Source organism: Sphingomonas sp., assembly GCF_019749955.1.
In the GTDB taxonomy this organism is placed as follows: domain Bacteria; phylum Pseudomonadota; class Alphaproteobacteria; order Sphingomonadales; family Sphingomonadaceae; genus Sphingomonas.
The window spans coordinates 1-19,743 of record NZ_JAIEPC010000020.1 but is presented as its reverse complement, the minus strand read 5'-3'; the positions used below and the strand labels follow the sequence as shown (position 1 = coordinate 19,743).

Genomic DNA, 19,743 nt, shown 5'->3' with positions numbered 1-19,743 from the left:
AAGTCGCCGCCGTGCCGCGTTTGCCCGATCAGGTGTTCGACGCCCCCATCAGCGCGGGGAAGAATCCCTGATGCGCTGTACGCAGATCGTCGAGTGTTACGACATGATCGGTGCGCGGGCATTCGACGATGATCCGCTTGGTGATCGTCCGGCCGATCCGCTCGACCGTCACGCCTGCGTCGATCGAAGCGTGGAGGAAGTCGTTGAGCTGTTCATCGCGCACCGTGGCGACATAAAGCCCCTGGTCCTCGGCAAAATAGGTCTCGGCCAGGCCATAGGGCAGGGGGGCGGACAGCATCGCGCCGATATTGCCGGCGAGCGCCATTTCGGCGACCGCGACCAGCAGTCCGCCGTCGGACACGTCGTGGACGGCGCTGAGAGCACCCTTCGCGATCCACTCGCGGACGGAGTCGCCGTTGCGGCGCTCGGCAGCAAGGTCGACGCGGGGCGGTGAGCCTTCTTCACGGCCGTGCAACTCGCGCAGCCAGAGCGACTGGCCGAGATCGTGGCGCGGCTCACCGATCAGCACGATGACGTCGCCGGTACCCTTGAAGGCAATTGTCGCCGCCTTGGTCCAGTCGTCGATGAGGCCAACGCCGCCGATGGCCGGTGTGGGCAGGATTGCGCTGCCCGAGCCGTCATCGTTCTTGGTTTCGTTGTAGAGCGACACATTGCCGCTCACGATCGGGAAGTCGAGCGCGCGGCAGGCTTCGGCCATGCCCTCGATACAGCCGACAAACTGGCCCATGATTTCGGGCCGCTGTGGGTTGCCGAAATTCATGCAATCGGTGGTCGCGAGCGGCTTCGCACCGACGGCGCAGAGATTACGAAACGCTTCGGCGATTGCTTGCTTTCCGCCCTCCACCGGATCGGCAAAGCAATAGCGCGGGGTGCAATCGGTGGTGATGGCCAGCGCCTTGTTCGTCCCATGAACGCGCACCACCGCTGCGTCGCCGCCCGGTGGCTGGAGCGTATCGCCGCCGACTTTCTGGTCATATTGCTCCCAAATCCAGCGGCGGCTGGCGAGGTCGGGCGACGCCATCAGCTTGAGCAGATCGGCGGCGACGTCGGTCGATGTCGGCACGTTGACGAGCGCCTTGGCGGGCGGCGTCGGCACCCAAGGACGATCGTAGAGCGGCGCACCGTCAGCGAGGGGGGCTAGCGGGATGTCGGCCACTGTCGCGCCGTGGTGGACGAGCACCATCCGGCCCGTGTCGGTCACTTCGCCGATCACCGCGAAATCGAGCTCCCATTTGCGGAAGATCGCCTCGGCAAAGTCTTCGCGGCCTGGCTTCAGCACCATCAGCATGCGTTCCTGCGATTCGGACAGCATCATCTCGTACGCCGTCATGCCGGTTTCGCGCTGCGGCACCTTGTCCATGTCGAGCCGGATGCCAACGCCGCCTTTCGACGCCATTTCGACGCTCGATGAGGTCAGGCCCGCCGCGCCCATGTCCTGAATGGCAACGATTGCGTCGCTCGCCATCAGTTCGAGGCAGGCCTCAATCAGCAGCTTTTCGGTGAAGGGATCGCCAACCTGCACCGTCGGGCGCTTCTCCTCGCTGTCCGCGCCGAAATCGGCCGAGGCCATGGTCGCGCCGTGGATGCCGTCGCGGCCGGTCTTTGAGCCGACATAGACGATCGAATTGCCGATACCGCTCGCGGCCGAATAGAAGATCTTGTCTTGCTCCGCGACGCCAACCGTCATCGCGTTGACGAGGATATTGCCGTCATAGGCGGCGTGGAAATTCACTTCGCCGCCGACCGTCGGCACACCGACGCAATTGCCATAGCCGCCAATGCCGTGGACCACGCCCGCGATCAGGTGGCGCATCTTGGGATGATCGGGCCGACCGAAGCGCAGCGCGTTCATGTTGGCGACCGGGCGCGCGCCCATCGTGAATACGTCGCGCAGGATGCCGCCGACGCCGGTCGCCGCACCCTGATAGGGTTCGATGTAGCTCGGGTGGTTGTGGCTCTCCATCTTGAAGATCGCGGCCTGGCCGTCGCCGATGTCGATCACGCCGGCATTCTCGCCGGGGCCGCAGATGACTTGCGGGCCAGTCGTCGGCAGCTTCTTCAGATGGATGCGGCTCGATTTGTAGCTGCAATGCTCCGACCACATGACCGAGAAAATGCCGAGCTCGGTGAGGTTGGGTTCACGGCCCAGCGCGTTCAGGACGCGGGCATATTCGTCTTCGGACAGCCCGTGCTGGGCGACGATTTCGGGCGTGATCTGGCTCATGGCTTGGCTTTAGCGAGCGTGCGCGGCAGGAACCAGCCAATTTGCGAACTGCGCGCCAATCCAGCCGCCAGCGAACTGCGCGATGATGAAGCCGGGAACATCGATCAGGCGAATCCCCGCAAAGCTGTCGGTCAGTGCGCGGGCGAGCGTGATCGCAGGGTTGGCGAAGCTGGTCGACGAGGTGAACCAATAGCCAGCGACGATCCACAGCGCGACGAGGGCGGGCACGGCCTCGGGCCGCTGGCGGCTGCCGATAACGATCGTGAACAACAGGCCGAAGGTCGCGACGAATTCGCCGATCCATTGGCCTGCGCCGGTGCGGATATGGGTGCTCGTCTCGATCAATGGCATGTCGAACATTGCGTGTGCCGCCACCACGCCGATAACACCGCCCGCCAGCTGCATCGCAACGAATGGCAACCACAGCCTGCGCGCGCCCAGCGTCAGCGTCACCGCCGGATTGAAATGCGCGCCCGATATCGGGCCGAGCAGCGTGATCAGCACGTAGAGAACGGCCCCGGTGGCCGCTGTATTGCCGATCAGCGCGACCGCCACATTGCCGCCCGCGAGCCGCTCGGCCATCACGCCCGATCCGACGACGGTCGCGAACAGGATCAGCGAGCCGATGAATTCCGCCGCAAGTGCGCGGGCGCTCGCCATGTTCACAAAATCTCGTGCACCGTCTCGGGCGGGCGGCAGAGGCGCACCCCCTTGTCGGTCTCGACAAGCGGACGCTGGATCAGAATCGGATGCGCCATCATCGCGTCGAGGATCGTCGCCTCGTCGGCGTCCTTCAGGTTGAGTTCGGCGACCAGTTCAGCCGCCGGGGAATTGGTCGTCCGCATGCCCTGACGGTGAGTAAGGCCTGCGTCGCGGTGGAGCTGAACCAGCTTTTCACGAGTCGGCGGGTCGTTGAGATACTCGATCACCGTCAGTTCGATCCCCGCCGTTCCCTCAAGGATCGCCAGCGTGCTGCGCGACGTGCCGCACGCGGGATTATGCCAGATCGTCGCCCGCATCACGCGCAGCCGCATGCCGATTTAGCGGTTAGCGCGTCGATCGTTGCCGACGTGCCATAGGTGGTCGATTCGCCCTGCGTCAGGAACGTCTCCCAAACCACGCCTTGCGGATCGGTAATCCAGCTCTTTTCGGACTTGGCGTAGCAGCAGGTGGTCGCGCCTTCCTCGACCACCGGCGCATCGGCGCGGTCGAGCCGAGCATAGACTTCGGCCAGCTCGCCCGCATCCTCGACCTGGATGCCGAGATGTTCGACACCTGCCTTCACGCCGCGCGCCGAGATCGCGAAATTCACGCGCGGATCGTCGAGCATCCATTTGGCGTAATCGGGCTTGATCACGGTCGGCTCGGTCGCGAACAGGGTCGAGTAAAAGCCGACCGAACGGTCGAGATCATCGACCGCGACATGGACATGCAGGCGCTTCATGCAGCGTTCCTTTCAGTGGGGAGGGCGGCATCGGCAGGGGTGCAAACGCCCCCGCCGCAGCAATTTTCGGTGAGGTAGCCGACGAGCGCGGTCATCGCGGCGAAGTCGGCCGAGTAAATGATCGAGCGTCCGGCGCGCACCGCGCGGACCAGCCCGGCGCGCTCAAGCTGGGCGAGGTGGAACGACAGCGACGAAGCGGCAATGCCGAGCCGCGTGGCGATGTCGCCAGCGGGCAGGCCAGCCGGTCCGGCTTCGACGAGCGCGCGAAACGCTGCCAACCGGTGCGATTGGGCAAGCGCGCCGAGCGCGGCGATGATTTGGCCCGAGTCGTTCATTTCGATATTTCGACTACTATAGAAATATCGAAATGGCAAGCGGCTGGTCAGTTGGCCGGATTGGCGCCTTGCAGAAACGCGCGGACATCGGCGGCGCTCTGGTCGGCGCGTTCTTCCATCGGGATGTGGCCGGTGTTGGGATAGACGATCAGTTTGCTGCCGGGGATGTTGGCGTGGAGCCATTGCGCCGATGACACCGGAATTAGGTGATCCTGCGCGCCCCATAAGATCAGAACGGGCATTCTCAGCCGCTTGAGCAACGCCGGCGTCGCCGGGTCCGACGGCGTCGCAAAGCGTTCGATCGTCGCCTCGCGATTGCCCGGGTAGCGCAGCAGCTCCCAGTACAGGTCGATCGCTTTGTCGTCGGCGAGCTTGGGATTGGCATAGGCCTGCGGCAGGCCATCGGCGATCAGGCTGCGCGGCGTGACCACCGTGGCGAGATTACGGATGACCGGCATCCGCGCGATGCGAAAGGCGAGCGGCGGTGTTTGGCTCCCCGGTTCAGGCTGACCGACCGAATCGACCAGTATCAGCGCAGCGACACGTCCGGGATGCGCGAGCGCATAATGCCACGCGAAACCGCCGCCCATCGAATTGCCGACAAGCGCGAAGCGCGTAAGGCCAAGCTTCGCCCGCAAGCGCTCGACCACATCGACGAAATCGGTGGTGGCATAGCGGTGCGTCGGGTTCGCCCCGGTCAGGCCGTGCCCGGGCAGGTCGAATCGGATCACGCGGTAGCGATTGCCGAGCCGTTCTGCCCACGGCTCCCAGGTGTGGAGCGACGCATTCGATCCGTGGATCAGCACCAGCACCGGCGCGTCGCGCGGGCCGGTGTCGCGCAGATGCACCGTCAGCCCGCCGCCAAGATCAACATATTGCGACGGCGACCCGCCATATTTGGCGCGCATCTCAGCCGGATCGGTGTCGGGTGTACGGAAAATGATCAACGTTCCGGCCACGATCACAATGATGATCAGGACCGCCCAACCCAGCAATTTCAGCATTCTTCCCCCGTCAGGCTGGCGCGCAGCATCACTTCGCCGGAGCGCCTTTCAGATATTTGTCGAACCACTCGACCGTGCGTTTGAGCGAATCGAGCTGGTTCTCGCGCTTCTGGAAACCATGGCCCTCAGCGGGGTAGAAGATCGTCTCGACGATATTGCCCTTGGCTTTCAGGATATCGTTGACCTCCTGCGCCTGCCCGCGCGGCACGCGAATGTCGTTTTCGCCCTGGATGGTCAGCAGCGGCGCCTTGGCGGCCTTGATGTAGGTGAGGGGCGACGCGGCGTCATAGACCTTGGGGTCGCTGTCGGGCGTGCCGAGCAGCCCGCGCTGATAGGCCTTCAGCAGCTCGTCCTGATCGCGGTACATGGTCCGCCAGTTGATGATCCCGAACCATTGGACGGCGGCGGCGAACTCATCTGGGGTGCGCCCAATCGCCATCAGCGTCATGAACCCGCCATAGGAGCCGCCGAAAATGCCGACGCGCTTCGGATCGACGAAGCCGGTCGCGACCAGAAAGGCCTTGGCCGCGACGGTGTCTTTTAGGTCACCGCCGCCCAGATCCTTGAAATTGGCCGCCTGAAACACCTTGCCATAGCCCGTCGAGCCACGAAAATTTGGCTGAATCACCACATAGCCGCGGCTCGCAAACGCCGTCGCATAGCGGCTATAGCCGTCAAGCGCCTGTCCGGTCGGTCCGCCATGCGGCAGGACGATGGCGGGATGCGATCCGTCGCGCGCCAGATTGGCGGGCATCGTCACCACCGCGCTGATCAGCGTGCCGTCGAAACTCTTATAGGTCACGACGTCCGATTTGGGCAGCACGTCGGGCGACAGGCTGGCGATGGCAAGTTGCGTTGCCGGTCGGCTCTGGCCGGTCGCCAGCGTGTAAAGATAGAGATTGGCGGGCGAATCGGCGCCCGAATGATTGACGAACACCGTCCGGCCATCGGGGGAACGCGGCTCGGCACCGGTCAGGCGGTTGACGCCCGGCGCCAGCGACAGCGCCGTTTCGGCGCCGGTCGCCAAATCGAGCTTGTAGAGCGTGGTGCGCGTATCGGCGTTGGCCGCAAAGATCATCGCGGCGCCGTCGCGCGTGAACACCGACGCTTGCTGTTCCCACGGCGTGGACTTCGGCCAGGTCCAGGATTTAGTCGCGACATTATACACCCCGGCATGGAGCTGCCCGGTGCCGTCGTCGGTCGAAACGGCGATCAGCCGACCATCGGGCGTCGCGTCGGCCGCTTGAAAAACGGTATCGGCTTTGGCGATGAGTTTGGTCGCCGCGCCAGTCGCGACGTCGACGCGCCAAACCTCGCTGATTGCCGAACCTACCTCGTCGCGATTGGCGATGATCGCTTTGCCGCCCTCGATCCACGCGACCGCAGTCCAGCCAAAGCGCGGGTCAGCTTCCTTCGTCAGGACGCGCACCGTACCGCGCGCGTCCATCACCGCCAGGTTCGATTGGCCTTCGCTTTTCAGTTTGGTCGTCAACGCGAACATGCCGTCGGCGCCGGCCAGCAGCGCGCTTTCGCGCCGGTCCTCCGTGCGCGTCACTTGCTCGACCGCGCCGCCGTCGACGGGAACGCGGTAGATATCGGCATATTCGTTGCCGCCGACATCTTGTTCAAAATACAGATATTTGCCATCGCTCGATGGGGCCAGCCCATATTGGGCGTCGTCCGACTGGGTTAGCTGGACAGGCCAGCTGCCCGCTGCGTCAGTGCGCCAGATGTTGACGCGCCCAGTTAGGTTGGTGGCGACGAAGATCTGCTTGCCATCCACGCTCCATGCCGCGCCGCCAAGGCTGCGCGACGTGCCGATGTCTTCGACCGGCACGGCGCGGGCCTTGGGATTGGCGGGCGAGGTGACGCTTTTGGGATCGGTGACCGGCCGCGCGGGCGTCGGGATTTCGGCCCCGAGCGGTGCAGCGGCGGCGGCCAGCAACAGGGTGGCGATCAGGCGGCGCATTGGCAAACTCCCCTCACAGAATCGACGCTCGCGTTGTTGCATGCGCGCGCGGTCGGGGGAAGCGCGTCAGGCGTCGTTGTTGCGCGCCAGCCATTCCTCGAGCCATTTGATCGTATACTCCCCCTTCTGGAAGTCGGGGTCGTCCAGCAGCGCCTGATGCAGCGGGATGGTGGTCTTCATCCCCTCGATCACATATTCTTTGAGCGCGCGGCGCAGGCGGCGCAAAGCGCCCTCGCGGCTGTGCCCCCAGACGATCAGCTTGGCGATCATCGAATCATAATAGGGCGGCACCCGATAGCCCGCGTAGAGCCCGCTATCGACGCGCACGCTCATGCCGCCGGGCGCGTGATAAGTCTTTACCGTCCCCGGCGACGGCGCAAAGGTGCGCGGGTCTTCGGCATTGATGCGGCATTCAATCGCGTGGCCGCGGAATTCGACGTCCTGCTGGCGCAGGGTCAACCCGTGCCCTTCGGCAATGCGGATTTGCTCGCGCACCAGATCGAGTCCGGTGATCGCTTCGGTGACGGGATGTTCAACCTGCAGCCGGGTATTCATCTCGATGAAATAGAATTCGCCATTTTCCCACAGGAACTCGATCGTCCCCGCGCCGCGATAGCCCATGTCGGCCATCGCCCGCGCGCAGACGCCGCCCATCCGCTCGCGATCGGCATGGCCAAGCACGGGGGAGGGGGCTTCCTCGAGCACTTTCTGGTGGCGGCGCTGGAGCGAACAATCGCGCTCGCCCAAGTGGATCGCATTGCCTTCGCCGTCGCCGAAGATCTGGAATTCGATATGGCGCGGATTGCCGAGATATTTTTCGAGATAGACGGTCGCGTCGCCGAACGCCGCTTTGGCTTCGGTCCCGGCCTGTTGCATCTGGCTTTCGAGATCGTCGGCGTTGGTGACGACCTTCATGCCGCGCCCGCCGCCGCCCGATGCGGCCTTGATGATCACCGGATAGCCGACGCGCTCGGCAATCGCCTTGGCCTCGGCAATGTCGCTGATCGCGCCGTCCGAGCCGGGGACGAGCGGCAGCCCGAGCGCGCCTGCCGAGCGCTTGGCCTCGACCTTGTCGCCCATTGTGCGGATGTGCTCGGGCTTGGGGCCGACGAAGATGATGTCATGCGCTTCGACGATTTCGGCAAAGCGCGCATTTTCGCTCAGGAAGCCATAGCCAGGATGGATCGCGTCCGCGCCCGAGATTTCGGCGGCCGAAATAATCGCGGGGATGTTGAGATAGCTCTCGGCTGCCGGCGGTGGCCCGATGCAGATCGCCTGATCGGCGAGGCGGACGTGCATCGCGTCGCTGTCCGCCGTCGAATGCACCGCGACCGTCTGAATGCCCATTTCATGGCAGGCGCGGTGGATGCGAAGCGCGATTTCGCCGCGATTGGCGATCAGCAGTTTTTTGATCTCGGGCATGTCAGGCGATGATGACCAGTGGCTGGTCGAACTCGACCGGCTGGCCGCTGTCGATCAGCACCGCGATGACGGTGCCGCCGGTTAGCGCGGTGATCGGGTTCATCACCTTCATTGCTTCGATGATCAGGATCGTCGCGCCCGCAGCCACTTTGTCACCGACCGAGATGAACGGCGCGGCGCCGGGTTCAGGCGACAGATAGGCCGTGCCGACCATCGGCGATTTGACCGCATTGGCGTGATCGGGCGGCGTTGCGGCAGCAGCGACGGGCGCCGCTGCGGGCGCTGCCGGGGCGGCGGCAGCGGCGACGGGCACGGGGGCAGGCGCGGCCGCAACGGTAACGCTGCGCGCGACGCGCACCTTGCGCTCGCCATCCTGCACTTCGATTTCGGTCAGCTGCGTTTCGTCGAGCAGCTCTGCGAGCTGGCGCACCAGCGCGACGTCAATTCGCATTGCCCCGTCGTCGCCGGGCACATCGGCGGTGGTGGAGTCGGTCATATCAAATTCCCTGTTTGATCGCATTCTCTGTCAGATGCGCGCCGCGGCTTCAAGCGCGAGCAGATAGGATTGGGCGCCAAACCCCGAAATCACGCCCTTGGCCGCCATGCCGACGAAGCTGTGGCGGCGATATTCTTCGCGCGCGGCAGGGTTTGACAGATGGACTTCGATAACGGGCGTCTTGATCGCGCGCATCGCATCGTACAGCGCGAACGACGTGTGGGTATAGGCACCGGCGTTGAGCAGCACTGCCTTGGCGCCCGTCGCCTGCGCTTCGTGCAACCAGTCGATCAAATGACCCTCATGGTTCGACTGGCGCATGTCGATTTCGAGGCTCAGGTCACGCGCGCGATCCTCAAGCATCCCGGCAATGTCGTCGAGCGTGTCGGCGCCATAAATCTCGGGTTCGCGCAGGCCCAGCAAGTTGAGATTGGGGCCATTGAGGACGAAAATGGTGTTGGGCATGAGGCCCCTTCGATCGTTTCGGCAGGTGACTGGTATAGGCGACCGGCGCCGCCGCGCCAAGGACTGCGATCAGCGCAGCGCTGCCTCGACCTGACCGAGCCGGTCCTTGCCGAAGAATAGTTCGTCGCCGACGAAGAAGCTGGGGATACCGAACACGCCGCGCGCGACAGCGGCTTCGGTATTGGCGACCAGCTTGTCCTTGATGGCCTGGTCTTGGGTGCGCGCGAGCATCGCCGCGCCTTCCAAGCCGCCCGCCGTCACCACGCGGACGATGACCTCGGGATCGGCCATGTTCTCGCCCGCTTCCCACATCGCCGATAGCCCGATCGCTATCAACCGTTCGAGCGTGCCTTCCGCCTCGGCGACGATCGCCATGCGCATCAGCGTCAAGGTGTTGACCGGGAAGTGCGGATTCATTCGAAAGTCGGTCAAGTCATGCGCGGCGATGAAGCGCGTCATCTCCAACCGTTCATAGGCCATTTTGGCGGGAATTTCGGCGAACTGCACCATTGGCGCCTTGTTGTTGGTCGCGCGAAAAATGCCGCCGAGCAGGCAGGGCGTGTAGCGCACGCTGGCCCCGGTTCGCGTCAGCACCCCGGGCAACGCGCGGTGCGCCAGATAGGCGTTCGGACTGGCGAAATCGAAGATGAATTCAATACTGCCGGGCATGTCAGAATCGCTCCGTCCAAGGTCTCAGGTCGAGTTCGTGCGTCCACGCGCTGCGCGCCTGACGGTGAAGCATGACATAGTTTTTGGCGATCTCATCGGGCGACAGGACCGCGTCGGCGGCGCGCGCAGCACCGATGTCGCCGATCCGCTGGGCAATGAAGTCGGTATCGATCGGCCCATCGATGATCGAATGGGCGACGTGGATATTCTTTGGCCCGAGTTCGCGCGCCATGCTCTGGGCCAGCATCCGCAATGCCGACTTGGCCCCTGAGAATGCCGAAAAACCGCTGCCGCCACGCAGCGACGCCGTCGCGCCGGTGAATATGATCGTACCCCGCTCGCGCGTCAGCATGTGGCGCGCGACCTCGCGGCCCATCAGGAAGCCGCTGAAACATGCCATTTCCCAAACCTTGCGGTAAACGCGCGCAGTCATCTCAGTGATCGGAAAATTGACGTTGGCGCCGATGTTGAAAACAGCGACTTCGATTGCGCCCACATCAAGTTCGATCGCATCGACCATCGCGACCATCTGGTCCTCTTCCCGGGCGTCGGCGGGATAGGCCTGCGCCAAGAGCCCTTCGTCCCTGATCGACTGGGCAAGCTGTTCGAGCTTGTCGGCATTGGTGGCGCGGCGATTGACGCAGGCGACCAGCCCTTCGCGGGCAAAGGCTTTGGCAATCGCGCCGCCGGTTGCGTCGCCTGCGCCGACGATCAAGGCTGCGCCTGTCATTCTGCCCGCTGTGCCATGCCGCGTTCTTTCGGTTGCCGCTGCGCCTTCGCCCTACCTATATGCGCTGCAACGCGAAGGCAAAGGCACATCATGTCGGCAGACGGAACGATTGGAATTCACATCAACGGCGAGCATCGACGGGTCCGGGGCGACATGACGATCGCCGATCTGGCGAACGAGCTGGGGCTGGCGCCCGAAAAGGTCGCGGTCGAGCGCAATCTCGAAATCGTCCCGCGCTCGACGCTGGCGCAGGTGCGGATCGAAGACGGCGACGAACTCGAAATCGTCCATTTCGTTGGTGGTGGCGATCATGCGCCCGCGTTGCCCGCCGATAGCTGGACGGTTGCGGGGCGTACCTTCAACTCGCGGCTGATCGTCGGCACCGGCAAATATAAGGATTTTGCGCAGAACGCCGCTGCCGTCGCCGCATCGGGCGCCGAGATCGTCACCGTCGCGGTGCGCCGCGTGAACATCAGCGACCCCAAGGCGCCGATGCTCACCGATTTCATCGACCCGAAGAAGGTTACCTACCTGCCCAACACGGCAGGCTGCTTTACCGGCGATGAGGCAATCCGCACGCTGCGGCTGGCGCGCGAGGCGGGCGGCTGGGATCTGGTGAAGCTTGAGGTGCTCGGCGAGGCCAAGACGCTCTACCCCGACATGGTCGAAACGCTGCGCGCGACCGAAATCCTCGCCAAAGAGGGTTTCCTGCCGATGGTGTACTGCGTCGACGATCCGATCGCGGCGAAGCGGCTGGAGAATGCGGGTGCGGTGGCGATCATGCCCTTGGGCGCGCCGATCGGCTCAGGGCTCGGCATCCAGAATCGCGTGACGATTCGGCTGATCGTCGAGGGCGCGAGCGTTCCCGTGCTGGTCGATGCCGGGGTCGGCACCGCGTCGGACGCGTCAGTCGCGATGGAGCTTGGTTGCGACGGCGTGCTGATGAACACCGCGATTGCCGAAGCGCGTGACCCGATCCTGATGGCCGCTGCCATGAAATCCGCCGTTGAGGCAGGGCGGATGGCGTATCTGGCGGGACGGATGGGCCAGCGCCGCTATGCCGATCCGTCGAGCCCGTTGGCGGGGCTGATCTAACCTGCTATGGATTTGGCATAATGCACCGGTTTAAGCCCCTTTTGACGGCGTTTGCCCTGCTGATGCTGTCAGTGGTGATGCTGCCGTCAGTAGCAAACAGCGCGTGCCATGAGGTGGGCGCTGTGAAACCGGCGATGGCCAATACGGCAATGCCGCAGGATCACTCTTCCAAAACGGGCCATGCCCTGATGCATCGTGCAGATGCGGTAGATGGTGCGTGCGACTCACAAATGGCTGATGATTGCTGCACCAATTGTTGTGTGGTCGCGCCCGCACCGCGTGTCGCCGCTGCCGCTCCCGAATATACGGCTTGTCGGCCCAATATTGTGCCGATCGTGGCTCCTCCGGGTTGGTCAACCGCGCCGCCGCAGCGCCCGCCGCGCGCATAATGGCTCGTTGACCCTCACTGCGGACAATCGTGCCGCAAACCCATTTAGTCGGAGATTCATGATGATTCGTTTTGCAAAGTTCCTCGTCCTTGGCCTCGTCGGCACCTCAACGGTTGCTTATGCGGCAGCGCCTGCTGCGGTCGCGGCGGTGTGCAGCGCGGCCTGTATGGGCGTGTGCATGGCGCTGGGCATCGATTGCGGCATGCCCAATTGCTGATCGCGCTTTTGCGTGCGTAAGGGGTGCCGGGGCGGAAACGTCCCGGCACTTTTCCATTCGGGCCACCGTGCGGCGGTGACGATGTTGGCGTGGAGCAATTGAGATGCGCATCTTGTTGGGGCTAACCTTGGGCCTTTTGCTGGCGGCGTGCGACCGACCTTCCGGTGCGCAGGCGGACACCGGCCCCGCGCTGCCGCGCGAACCCAATATGCTCAAAACCTATGACGGGACGAGCATCGCCGGCTGGCTCTACAAGGCCGCCAAGCCCAAGGCGGTCGTGCTGCTGTTCCATCAGGCGGGATCGAGCAAGGACGAATATGGCACGATCGCCCCGCGCCTCGCGGCGATGGGTTATACCGCTTATGCGATCGACCAACGCTCGGGCGGCGATCTGTTCGGCGACAATTCGACCGTCCACCGCACTGGCAAGTCGACCGACTTTCTCAGCGCGCGACAGGATTTGGAAGCCGCGCTCGGTTGGGCGCGCACGCAAGGTCTGCCGGTGATTCTCTGGGGCAGCAGCTATTCGGCGGCGCTCGTGTTTGAGGTCGCGGCGGACAATCCTGCGAGCGTCGATGCTGTGATGGCCTTCTCGCCCGGCGAATATCTGGGCGACGGCAATCCGGTTACCAAGGCCGCCGCGCGGCTGCACGTGCCGGTCTTTGTCACATCGGCCAAGGACCCGAAGGAAATCGAGGCTGCCAAAGCGATCCTTGCGGCGGTGCCGGGGCCGCGCAAAGTGCAATATGTGCCCGACGCGGGTGGAACGCACGGATCATCGACGCTGATCAAGGACAAGGATCCGGCGGGCTATGACGCGAACTGGCGCGCGGTCGAGGCGTTTTTGCGACAGGTCGCACCCACCAGCTAAAATTTTAGGGAACCGGGCGCGCGATCCGCAGTTCTTCTCAAGTCACTGATATGAGGAGAGCGACGATGGGTGAACTCGGCGACAAGATCAAGGGTAATGTCAACGAAGCGATCGGCAAGGTCAAGCAGATGAGCGACGATCCCAAGACCAAGGCAGACGGTGCCGCGCAGGAAGCCAAGGGCAAGGCGCAGCAGACCATCGGCAAGGTCAAGGGCGCGCTCGGCGACGACATCTAAGCCTTTTGCCTTACCCGGCTGAGTGATGGGCCGCCCCGACTTGATCGGGGCGGCCTTTTTATTGGTGCGCGCGGCGGATGGCGTCGATCGTCGTGCCGTTGGTGATGATTTCCATATCGGTCTTGAGGTGGAGCAGCTTGACGCCGCCTTGCGCGAGGGCGCGGTCGAGCGCCGGGCCGAATTGTTCGGTCGTCTCGACGGTTTCGGACCACGCGCCGTAAGCCTTGGCGAGGAGTGCGAAATCGGGGTTGTGCAGTGCGGTGCCGCTGAGGCGCTCGGGATATTCGCGCTCCTGGTGCATGCGGATCGTGCCATAGCCGCCATTGTCGACGACGATGACGAGTATGTTCGCGCCGTGCTGGATCGCGGTGGCGAGTTCCTGCCCGTTCATCAGGAAGTCGCCATCGCCCGCGACAGCGACGACGGTCTTGTCGGGGTGGCGTAGCGCGCCCGCGACGGCGGCGGGGATGCCGTAGCCCATTGCACCTGCGGTGGGCGCGAGTTGGGTTCCGGGAGGTCCATAATGCCAGTAACGATGCCACCAGCCCGAGAAATTGCCCGCACCGTTGCAGATTATGGTGGCTTCGGGCGTGAGACGCTCACGCATCGCGGCGACGCACATGCCGAGGTCGAGGGCGACGCCTTCGCGGGGGCGGGGCGTGGACCATTCGAGCCATTCGGCATGGGCGATGGCCCCGAGTTGGATCGGCACTTCTGGTGGGAAGTTTGCCGCCAGCAGTTCAGAAAACTGATCGACGCCTCCACATATCGCCATGTCCGCGCGATAGACCTTGTCCAGTTCGTTCGGGTCGGGGTGAACGTGGATCAGGTATTGATCGGGGTGTTCTGGGGTGATCAGCGTGTACCCATCCGTTGTCGCCTCTCCCAATCGGGCGCCGACCACCAATACCAAGTCGGCTGATCTGATGCGCTCGACAAGTTTCGGACTTGGGCCGTATCCCAGATTTCCGGCCCAAACGGTCGAACTGTTGGCGATGGCATCCTGTCGACGAAAGGCGCCAGCGACCGGAATACCCCAATGCTCGGCGAACCAAGCGAAATGTCCTGCTGTCGACTGATCCCACCCCGCACCGCCAACAATCGCGACTGGCCGTTGCGCCGCGCGCAATCGGTCGAACAGGAAATCATGCTCCGGTGCACAGGGCGTGAGGGGGTAGGGCACCAGCCGCGGCCGATCGACGGCCTCCACAACATCGCGCAGCATGTCCTCGGGTAGCGCGATCACCACCGGCCCCGGCCGCCCGCTAGTCGCGACATTGTAAGCCCGCGCGACGTATTCCGGGATGCGGCGTGCGTCGTCGATCCGCAGCGCGAGCTTCGCGAGCGGGGTGAACATCGCCACCAGATCGATTTCCTGAAAACCCTCGCGGTCGCGCATCCCGCGATCGACGTCGCCGATGAACAGGATCATCGGCAGCGAGTCCTGAAACGCTACGTGCACGCCGATGCTCGCATTGGTCGCGCCCGGCCCGCGCGTGACGAAGCAAACGCCCGGCCGCTGGGTGAGCGTGCCGTCGGCGCAGGCCATGAACGCGGCGCCGCCCTCCTGCCGACAGGTCACGACATCGATCTGCGGCGTGTCGTGGAGCGCGTCGAGCACCGCGAGGAAACTCTCGCCCGGCACCTGGAAGATGCGGTCGCACCCTTGCGCGAGCAGATTGTCGACCAAAATTCGCCCGCCCGTGCGCATCCATCGCTCCTTACCGTTCGCCCTGAGCTTGTCGAAGGGCTGTTCTTCTTCTCAACGGTTGCAGGAAGGACAGGGCTTCGACAAGCTCAGCCCGAACGGTTTCATAGAAAATACCATAGGAGAGGCAAATGCCCGACTTCACCACTGTCACAACCGGCCTGCGCTTTCCCGAAGGGCCGGTCGCGATGCCGGATGGCAGCGTGATCCTCGTCGAGATTGCCGCCGGGCGGATCACGCGTGTGCGCCCCGACGGGACCAAGGAAACCGTCGCGACTCCCGGCGGCGGCCCCAACGGCCTGGCGCTCGGCCCCGATGGCAAGCTTTACTGCTGCAACAACGGCGGCTTCAATTATCATGAGCACCCGAGCGGCCTGTTGATCCCGAGCGGTCAGGCCGATGACTATTCGGGCGGGCGGATCGAGCGGATCGATATCGACACCGGCGCGGTCGAGGTGCTGTACAAGGACGGCGATTTCGGCTGCGTGCTGCGCGGGCCAAACGACATTGTGTTCGATCAGCACGGCGGCTTCTGGTTCACCGACCATGGCAAGAACCGCCCGCGCGAGCGCGACATCACCGGCATTTTCTACGCGCACGCCGACGGATCGCATCTGGAGGAAGTAATTTTTCCGAGCGAAAACCCCAATGGCATCGGCCTGTCGCCCGACGGCACCACGCTCTACGCGGCGGAGACCTATACCTGCCGGTTGATGGCGTTCCGCGTGACCGAGCCCGGCAAGGTCGATCGGGCAGGCGGACTCGGTGGCGCAGGCATCCCGCTTTTCCGGCCCGCAGGCTATAAGTTCTTCGATTCGCTCGGGGTCGAGGCGTGCGGCAACATCTGCGTCGCGACGATCGGCGAAAGCGGCATTTCGGTGATTTCACCGGCCGGCGAATTGGTCGAGTTTGTGCCCACGCCTGACCCCTTCACCACCAACATCTGCTGGGGCGGGGATGATATGACGACGGCCTACATCACGCTGTCAGGCACCGGCCAGCTCATCGCGATGCCCTGGGCGCGCGCTGGATTGCGGTTGACCAATTGATGCTGGTCTACCGGCTCTTGCGCCCAGATGAGACGGATGCTGCGGCACGACAGCACCGACTCGCTGGCGCATTGATTCCGGGCTTCGATCCGAATTTGCGCAGCCTCGACGAAACCTCGGCCTTCTACCGAGAAGTTTTCGCCAAGGGGCCGATTTGGGGCGCGTTCGACAGCGCGACGCTCGCTGGGCACATGGCGCTGGAGCCGGGCTGGATCGAGCATCTCTACTTCGATCCCGGCCGACAGGGCAAAGGGATTGGTCGCGCGCTAATTGCCATCGCCCAACGCGACCACAACGATCTCCAGCTTTGGACGTATCAAGCCAATGTCCGGGCCCGTAGCATTTATGAGCGTGCGGGCTTCATCGCCGAGGAATATGGCTTCGATCCCGAACATGAAGATCCGGTACCCAATGTCCGATACCGATGGCAAGCGCGTCGACGGCGGAACGATCAGGTCACCGAATGTGATGCCTAGTGGCTCAGCAACAGCGGGAAGCGGCCCAGGTCCAGCAGCTTCTGCGTCACCCCGCCAAACACTGCTTCGCGAAACCGGCCCTTGCCATAGGCGCCCATGACGATCCAGTCGGCAGCAAGCGCGTCCGCCGCTGCGGCCAGCGCCATCCCTACGTTAGCGGGCTCGCGGGGCCATTCGACCAGCTCGGCATGAATGTCGTGCCGTGACAGATATTGCGCCGCATCGATCGCGGGGAAGAAAGTAGGATGATCGACGACGGTCACGATCTTCACCGCCTTCGCCAGCGGCAGTAGCGGCAGCGCCGCGCGCAACGCGCCAGCAGACTCGGGTTCGCCCGACCACGCAATCAGCGCGGTGCCGCCAATAAACAGCGGCTTGGGCTCGGTCGGCAGCGCGAGCACGGGGCAGGGCGCCGACAGCACGACATCGCCGACCAGCCGCGTCGCATCACTCTGCGGTTCTGCGTCAAGCGGATCGAATGACAGGATGATCAAGTCGCCAAGCATCGCGGCTCGGACGAGGCCGTCAGCGGCCAACCCGTTGCTGGTCTGGCTGTCCCATGGGACTTCTTCCTTGCTCAGCTTTTCGGTCAGCCGGGCAAGCAGGTCGCTTTCGCGCTGCTGGGCATCGGCCAAGGCGCCCGCCAGCAAATAGCTGCCGCCGAACGGATCCATCGAGACGAAGCGCTGGAGCGGCGTGTTGACGTGGAGCGTGATATGCCCCCGGGTCAACCGGGCGATATCGAGGGCGGCCTCCAGCCGCGCCGCATTGGCTGGTCCGCCGTCGGCATAAACGATGAGCGATCGCATCCTGTTCCTTCCAGCTAGCCTTGGGGGTCAACGCCCGAGATGCGCATAGGCTCCGGCGCCCGCACGGTCATTGACGGCGATCAATGCCGCGTCGCTCGGAACTTTGGATGATGGCGTGGATTAACACACCGACTCCGCGTCTTTCGCGCCGTCGGCTCCGGTCGGATTGGATCCCTGACAACGGCGAAGGCACGCCTCCTGACGCATAGCGTCTTACCCTTTGCGTCAATGCTGTTGGCGTTGGCGGCGGCGACGCTGGCGATCGACGCGCTGCTGCACGCCTTTGATCTGGTCTGGATCGGTCGGTATCTCGGCATTCCGGGCGTGCTGCTGATCCTGACGTCGCTGATTTATTCGGCGCGCAAACGCAAACTCATCAGCTGGGGCAAGCCCGCCAAGCTGTTGCGCCAGCATGAGCGGCTCGCCTGGGCCGGTTCGCTGCTGATCCTTGTCCACGCTGGTATCCACTTCAATGCGTGGCTGGGCTGGCTCGCGATTGGGGCAATGGCGATCAACATCGGGAGCGGTCTGACGGGCAAGTATCTGTTGCAACACGCCCGCAAGAGCTTGCTGGCCACCAAGGCGGCGCTGGTTGCTCAGGGCCTGTCGCCCGACGAGCTGCACGAGCGGACCTATTGGGACACGATCACGCTCGGCGTTATTCAGCAGTGGCGAGTCATCCACTTGCCGATCACGCTGGCCTTTGCCGTTCTCGCGCTGGCGCATGTTGTGTCGATTTGCCTGTTTTGGCGGTGGTGGTGATGAACCGCTGGCTGCTGCGCGTCATCGCTGCCCTTGTCGTCGGCATCACCGGTTTTGCGATCATCCATCCTGAGTCGATGATCGCGCCCGGCCCGGTGAAGCCCGCGCATGCGTCGATCGCCAAGGATTGCTTCGCGTGCCACACACCGTTTCTGGGGGCATCGCCGACGCGGTGCACCGTGTGCCACAAGGTTGCCGACATCGGCAGGCTGACGACACGCGGCGCCCGCATCGCGCACGCCGCCAAGACGCCGATTTTCCATCAATCGCTGGTCGAGCCGAATTGCATGGCCTGCCATTCGGATCACGCCGAACCCCGACTGACGAGGCGCGCGGACAAGCGCTTCGCCCACAGCCTGCTGAAAGCTGAAACCCGCGCGCAATGTTCAAGTTGTCATACGCCGCCTGACACGCCGCTTCACCGATCGAACCGCGCAAATTGTTCGACCTGCCATAGTGACCGCGCGTGGGCGCCGGCCAGCTTCGATCATTCGCGCTATTTCCAGCTCGATCGCAACCACGCAGTGGCCTGCGCGACCTGTCATCCGCGTACCGACTACTCGACCTATAGCTGCTATGGCTGCCATGCGCACCAACCGGCGAGCTTGCGCGCGCGGCACGCCGAGGAAGGCATCGGCAACATCGAAAATTGCGTGCGCTGCCACCGTCGTCCAGATGCCGAGGGCGGCGAAGGTGGCGAAGGTGAGGGTGGCGATGACTAGAGTGGAAGCGTTACTGACGGCCAATTGGAGGACGAATTCAAATGCATCGTGAACGTCACCTCGTCGCACGGATCGGTTGGCTGCGCGCGGCGGTGCTCGGCGCCAATGACGGCATCGTTTCGACCGCCAGCCTGATGATCGGCGTTGCCGCAGCCGCGCAGAGCCAGTCGGCGATTCTGGTAACGGGCGTCGCGGGCCTTGTGGCGGGCGCCATGTCGATGGCGGCAGGGGAATATGTCTCGGTCAGCTCGCAGGCCGATACCGAAGCCGCCGATCGCGCCAAGGAAGCGCAGGAACTGGTCGACGATCCGGCGTCCGAGCTGGAGGAGCTGACCCGCATCTATATGGCGCGTGGCCTTGATCGCGCGCTGGCGGCGCAAGTCGCTGACCGCCTGACCGCAAAGGACGCCCTGAAAGCGCATCTGCGCGACGAGCTCGGCTTGAGCGTGCATCTGGAGGCGCGCCCGGTGCAAGCGGCGCTCGCCTCGGCTGGCAGCTTCGCGGTCGGGGCGATCTTGCCGTTGTTGCTGATATTCGTGCTGCCGCGTCCGATGCTCGAAATCGGGATAGCGGCGGGCTCGATCGTGTTTCTGGCAGCGCTCGGGATCGTGGGCGCGCGCGCGGGCGGGG

General features: G+C 64.1%; 24 protein-coding genes. 10 read left to right on the top strand and 14 right to left on the bottom strand.

Annotated elements, in window-relative coordinates; genetic code table 11:
* Positions 1-28: 28 nt before the first annotated feature.
* The 12 genes from purL to K2W81_RS06570 all read right to left on the bottom strand — a co-directional run bounded on the left by purL (position 29) and on the right by K2W81_RS06570 (position 10,779).
* Positions 29-2,245 (bottom strand): phosphoribosylformylglycinamidine synthase subunit PurL, encoded by a 2,217-nt coding sequence (gene purL, locus K2W81_RS06625; RefSeq protein WP_294102442.1) that lies wholly within the window; start codon positions 2,243-2,245, stop codon positions 29-31.
* Between the two features lie 9 nt (positions 2,246-2,254).
* Positions 2,255-2,905 (bottom strand): MIP/aquaporin family protein, encoded by a 651-nt coding sequence (locus tag K2W81_RS06620; RefSeq protein WP_294102440.1) that lies wholly within the window; start codon positions 2,903-2,905, stop codon positions 2,255-2,257.
* Positions 2,906-2,907: 2 nt separating this feature from the next.
* Positions 2,908-3,264: an arsenate reductase (glutaredoxin) gene (arsC, locus tag K2W81_RS06615; RefSeq protein WP_294102532.1), complete on the bottom strand. Its 357-nt coding sequence runs from the start codon at positions 3,262-3,264 to the stop codon at positions 2,908-2,910.
* Positions 3,264-3,689, bottom strand: coding sequence for an ArsI/CadI family heavy metal resistance metalloenzyme (locus K2W81_RS06610; RefSeq protein ID WP_294102438.1), 426 nt, complete (start codon positions 3,687-3,689; stop codon positions 3,264-3,266). Before K2W81_RS06610 ends, arsC begins: the two co-directional genes overlap by 1 nt.
* Positions 3,686-4,024 (bottom strand): metalloregulator ArsR/SmtB family transcription factor, encoded by a 339-nt coding sequence (locus K2W81_RS06605; RefSeq protein ID WP_294102436.1) that lies wholly within the window; start codon positions 4,022-4,024, stop codon positions 3,686-3,688. Before K2W81_RS06605 ends, K2W81_RS06610 begins: the two co-directional genes overlap by 4 nt.
* 47 nt (positions 4,025-4,071) lie before the next feature.
* Positions 4,072-5,028, bottom strand: coding sequence for an alpha/beta hydrolase (locus K2W81_RS06600; protein WP_294102435.1), 957 nt, complete (start codon positions 5,026-5,028; stop codon positions 4,072-4,074).
* Positions 5,029-5,056: 28 nt separating this feature from the next.
* Positions 5,057-6,997, bottom strand: coding sequence for a S9 family peptidase (locus K2W81_RS06595; protein ID WP_294102434.1), 1,941 nt, complete (start codon positions 6,995-6,997; stop codon positions 5,057-5,059).
* Positions 6,998-7,063: 66 nt separating this feature from the next.
* The gene (gene accC / locus K2W81_RS06590) at positions 7,064-8,419 is read right to left on the bottom strand and encodes an acetyl-CoA carboxylase biotin carboxylase subunit (protein WP_294102433.1); all 1,356 of its coding nucleotides are present in this window, start codon (positions 8,417-8,419) and stop codon (positions 7,064-7,066) included.
* Between the two features lies 1 nt (position 8,420).
* On the bottom strand, positions 8,421-8,915 hold the full coding sequence (gene accB, locus K2W81_RS06585) for an acetyl-CoA carboxylase biotin carboxyl carrier protein (RefSeq protein WP_294102432.1): 495 nt from the start codon (positions 8,913-8,915) through the stop codon (positions 8,421-8,423).
* Positions 8,916-8,945: 30 nt separating this feature from the next.
* On the bottom strand, positions 8,946-9,380 hold the full coding sequence (aroQ, locus tag K2W81_RS06580; protein ID WP_294102430.1) for a type II 3-dehydroquinate dehydratase: 435 nt from the start codon (positions 9,378-9,380) through the stop codon (positions 8,946-8,948).
* Between the two features lie 69 nt (positions 9,381-9,449).
* Entirely contained in the window at positions 9,450-10,049 is a 600-nt protein-coding gene (locus tag K2W81_RS06575) for a 2-hydroxychromene-2-carboxylate isomerase (protein WP_294102428.1), read from the bottom strand.
* A 1-nt stretch (position 10,050) separates the two neighbouring features.
* On the bottom strand, positions 10,051-10,779 hold the full coding sequence (locus K2W81_RS06570) for an SDR family NAD(P)-dependent oxidoreductase (protein ID WP_294102426.1): 729 nt from the start codon (positions 10,777-10,779) through the stop codon (positions 10,051-10,053).
* Between the two features lie 90 nt (positions 10,780-10,869).
* Here K2W81_RS06570 and thiS point away from each other — a divergent pair, with 90 nt between their 5' ends.
* The 5 genes from thiS (at position 10,870) to K2W81_RS06545 (ending at position 13,587) form a co-directional block, all read left to right on the top strand.
* On the top strand, positions 10,870-11,874 hold the full coding sequence (thiS, locus tag K2W81_RS06565) for a sulfur carrier protein ThiS (protein WP_294102425.1): 1,005 nt from the start codon (positions 10,870-10,872) through the stop codon (positions 11,872-11,874).
* A 20-nt stretch (positions 11,875-11,894) separates the two neighbouring features.
* Positions 11,895-12,263 carry a hypothetical protein gene (locus K2W81_RS06560; protein ID WP_294102424.1) on the top strand — a complete coding sequence of 123 codons (369 nt, stop codon included), beginning with the start codon at positions 11,895-11,897 and terminating at the stop codon, positions 12,261-12,263.
* A gap of 61 nt (positions 12,264-12,324) precedes the next feature.
* On the top strand, positions 12,325-12,480 hold the full coding sequence (locus K2W81_RS06555; protein WP_294102423.1) for a hypothetical protein: 156 nt from the start codon (positions 12,325-12,327) through the stop codon (positions 12,478-12,480).
* A 103-nt stretch (positions 12,481-12,583) separates the two neighbouring features.
* Positions 12,584-13,351, top strand: coding sequence for an alpha/beta hydrolase (locus K2W81_RS06550; RefSeq protein WP_294102421.1), 768 nt, complete (start codon positions 12,584-12,586; stop codon positions 13,349-13,351).
* A 65-nt stretch (positions 13,352-13,416) separates the two neighbouring features.
* Positions 13,417-13,587 carry a CsbD family protein gene (locus tag K2W81_RS06545; protein WP_294102419.1) on the top strand — a complete coding sequence of 57 codons (171 nt, stop codon included), beginning with the start codon at positions 13,417-13,419 and terminating at the stop codon, positions 13,585-13,587.
* Between the two features lie 58 nt (positions 13,588-13,645).
* Here the strand turns inward: K2W81_RS06545 and K2W81_RS06540 are convergent, their stop codons facing one another.
* Positions 13,646-15,298: a thiamine pyrophosphate-binding protein gene (locus K2W81_RS06540; RefSeq protein ID WP_294102417.1), complete on the bottom strand. Its 1,653-nt coding sequence runs from the start codon at positions 15,296-15,298 to the stop codon at positions 13,646-13,648.
* 128 nt (positions 15,299-15,426) lie between these two features.
* On the opposite strand from K2W81_RS06540, the gene K2W81_RS06535 reads away from it, so the two are divergent.
* Both K2W81_RS06535 and K2W81_RS06530 read left to right on the top strand, forming a co-directional pair.
* Positions 15,427-16,344, top strand: a complete 918-nt coding sequence (locus K2W81_RS06535; RefSeq protein ID WP_294102415.1) for an SMP-30/gluconolactonase/LRE family protein — start codon at positions 15,427-15,429, stop codon at positions 16,342-16,344.
* The gene (locus K2W81_RS06530) at positions 16,344-16,820 is read left to right on the top strand and encodes a GNAT family N-acetyltransferase (RefSeq protein WP_294102414.1); all 477 of its coding nucleotides are present in this window, start codon (positions 16,344-16,346) and stop codon (positions 16,818-16,820) included. The genes K2W81_RS06535 and K2W81_RS06530 overlap by 1 nt, the downstream gene beginning before the upstream one ends.
* Here the strand turns inward: K2W81_RS06530 and K2W81_RS06525 are convergent.
* Positions 16,817-17,629, bottom strand: a complete 813-nt coding sequence (locus K2W81_RS06525; protein ID WP_294102413.1) for a universal stress protein — start codon at positions 17,627-17,629, stop codon at positions 16,817-16,819. The genes K2W81_RS06530 and K2W81_RS06525 overlap by 4 nt on opposite strands.
* A gap of 228 nt (positions 17,630-17,857) precedes the next feature.
* On the opposite strand from K2W81_RS06525, the gene K2W81_RS06520 reads away from it, so the two are divergent.
* From K2W81_RS06520 to K2W81_RS06510, 3 genes are all read left to right on the top strand, one after another.
* Entirely contained in the window at positions 17,858-18,391 is a 534-nt protein-coding gene (locus K2W81_RS06520) for a hypothetical protein (RefSeq protein ID WP_294102411.1), read from the top strand.
* On the top strand, positions 18,367-19,113 hold the full coding sequence (locus K2W81_RS06515; RefSeq protein WP_294102410.1) for a hypothetical protein: 747 nt from the start codon (positions 18,367-18,369) through the stop codon (positions 19,111-19,113). The genes K2W81_RS06520 and K2W81_RS06515 overlap by 25 nt, the downstream gene beginning before the upstream one ends.
* Positions 19,114-19,154: 41 nt before the next feature.
* Positions 19,155-19,743, top strand: a 589-nt coding sequence (locus tag K2W81_RS06510; protein ID WP_294102409.1) for a VIT family protein, incomplete at its 3' end; no start/stop codon positions are given.